Annotated in this window: 2 protein-coding genes and 1 pseudogene; all 3 read left to right on the top strand. The window is 45.0% G+C overall.

Annotated features, from left to right (window positions below; genetic code table 11):
• Positions 1 to 554 precede the first annotated feature (554 nt).
• Positions 555 to 1651 (top strand): annotated as a pseudogene (locus tag V3S16_RS11130) (IS630 family transposase).
• A 128-nt stretch (positions 1652 to 1779) separates the two neighbouring features.
• Positions 1780 to 2412, top strand: a complete 633-nt coding sequence (locus V3S16_RS11125; protein WP_413884920.1) for a type IV toxin-antitoxin system AbiEi family antitoxin domain-containing protein — start codon at positions 1780 to 1782, stop codon at positions 2410 to 2412.
• A gap of 58 nt (positions 2413 to 2470) precedes the next feature.
• Positions 2471 to 2697 (top strand): FAD-dependent oxidoreductase (locus tag V3S16_RS11120; RefSeq protein ID WP_413884918.1); only part of this gene is annotated, 227 nt, incomplete at its 3' end.

Genomic DNA, 2697 nt, shown 5'->3' with positions numbered 1-2697 from the left:
TCACCAGGGTCGCCATGCTCCTCGTGCCCAGCGATTCCGCGGCAATGGGAAATACTTGCATGATTGATTATTCTCGTTTTGTTATTTTTATTATTTTGGTTTTAGAAGTAGAACTTTCGGGAGCCGTTGTTAATTGCCTCTGCGAGTAATCTCGTCAATCGTGGCAATGAGTGTTGTGCATATGTTTAATTCAGGTTACAATTCCCATCCCCTTGGAGACTGCTTTATGATTTTTTCAGTGAATCCGATATTAACCGACTTGATCGACTAGGGGGGCCTCAAGTAAGCCCCTGTAAAAGCAAGTGGATAGTATGTGCCGGAATTTTAAAGCCGTGTTACCTTTTCTTTAATTTCGATACCTTCGACGGTTTTAAAAATAATATCGCCCTTATCATCCTTTACAAATACGATCAGGTCCCCCATATCCGCATCCAAAAGCTCCGGTATTGGTTTAATTAAAGTTATCCTATATCTTGGATCTATTGTGCTCGTTCCTAGTGCTCTGACAACTTAATCCAGTTACATTTATATGTCATAGCTGCATACGCCAATACATGCTAAAAATAAAACTCAAAAAAGAGGAGCGCGAGTTCCTGCAGCAGTTCGTGAAAAAGGGGACAAAGAAAGCGAGGGCGATTGCAAGGGCGAATGTCTTACTTTTGGCGGATGATGCCTACAACAACGACGAGATCTCCAACGCAACGAAGGTTCACAGGCAGAGTGTGTGGAGGATCAAAAAGAGATACCTGGAAGAAGGGCTGGATTCTGCGTTGAAGGAAAAACCAAGGCCGGGGCAACCGAGGAAGTACACAGAAAAAGAAGAGGCCGAAATTATTGCGACAGCATGCACAGATCCACCAAAAGGCAGAAAAAGATGGAGCGTCAGGCTGCTTGCCGATGAAATGAAGAACAGGAAGGGCTTCAAGACGATCAACAGGGAGAGCGTCCGCCTCATCTTAAAAAAACGAAAACCAAGCCCTGGCTGAAAAAGATGTGGTGCATCCCTGAGATAACTCCCGAGTTCAGGGAACAGATGTATGACATTCTCGACCTGTATACAAAGCCCTATGACCCGAAAAGACCGGTTATCGGCATTGACGAAAAGCCAAAACAGCTCATCAAAGACGGCAGAAAACCGATACCAATGAGGCCGGGCAGGCCTGAAAGGTACGATTACGAGTATGTCAGGAAGGGCAACGCCAACATCTTCATGGCCGCCGAATTCAAGGCGGGAAGGCGCACCACGAGAGTCACCAGCCGAAGGACAAAGAAGGATTTTGCAAAATTCATCAAGCATCTGGTTGACAGGGCCTATCCGGATGCCGAGATGCTGCGGGTGGTGGTTGACAACCTCAACACGCACAACGGGACGGCGCTCTATGAGGCATATGGAGCGGAAGAGGCAGAGAGGATCCTCAAAAAAGTAGAGTTCCATTACACGCCGAAACATGCAAACTGGCTTAATGTCGCCGAGATCGAGATCGGCGTGATGGATGCGGAATGCACCGGAAGAAGGATCGGCGATAAAGAAATATTGAGTAGAGAGGTCAGGGCCTGGACGACCAGGAGGAACAAGCAGGAAAAGAAGATCGACTGGAGATTCACGAGGCAAAGGGCAGATGAAAAACTATCAAAGTATTATGTAACATGATTAATCTGTCATGCCACTACCAGAAAAATAAGCCCCCGAAAGTTTTTACCTGGGTACATACCGTCACCTTTAAATACTCCTTATGATACATATCACAATATCCTAAAAAATATGCTCTTGTGATATAAATGACAACGAAACTTTTGTTGAAAAAACTGCGCCTGGAAGGAGAGGAGTTCCTGACATCTGACACCATGAAGAAGCACTGCAAATCCTTCAACCTAGACTACAATTCCACGATCAAGTACTTCATCTCAAGGGGCTACCTGGTGAGGATATTCAAAGGAATATTTTACCTCAAGAGTCTGGATGAGCTAAAGCTTGGCAAAGTAGGATATTCCCACCTGGAACTGGTCTCAAAGGGGCTCGAACTGAAAGACGTGAAAAACTGGTATTTCGGACTCTATACAGCTCTGAAGCTTAACAACATGACCCATGAGCACTTCACCACGGACTACGTGATAAGCGACATGATATTCAGGGCAAAGCCGATGGGAATAGCAGGATACAAGTTCAGGTTTTTGAAACTGAAGCCAGACCTTTTCAAATTCGGGATTATTAAAAACGGGCTGAACTGCTCTGACCCTGAGAAAACCATACTGGATTTTATCTACGTCTGGCGATATAACGGAGTGCCCGATGAAAGGATAATAATGGACATTTCCGAATACTCCACAAACCTATCGAAAAATAAGTTCGAGACATACGCAAAGAACTATCCCAAAACAGTTCACAAAATAATGGAGAAAGTGGTTGCATGAAGGAGTTTGTCAGCGAGGTTTCAAGGGCTCTAGAAGTTGAAAGAAAGGAGACAAAGAATTGAAAGTTGTAATCCTCGGTGCAGGCTTTGCAGGGATTTACACTGCAATTAATTTAAAGAAACTCGATAAAAAGCTCGACGTAGTGCTGGTTGATTACAACAACTACCACCTTTACAAGCCCATGCTGCATGAAGTGGCGACCGGCAGCGTTGGGGCAAAACACATAGCACAGCCCATACACAAAATTCTGGAGGGAAACGGCTTCAAGTTTATCAGAGGGGTGGT

This window comes from Candidatus Desulfatibia sp., assembly GCF_036446775.1.
Taxonomy (GTDB): Bacteria; Desulfobacterota; Desulfobacteria; order Desulfobacterales; family UBA11574; genus Desulfatibia_A.
This window is presented reverse-complemented; position numbering and strand designations above follow the sequence as displayed.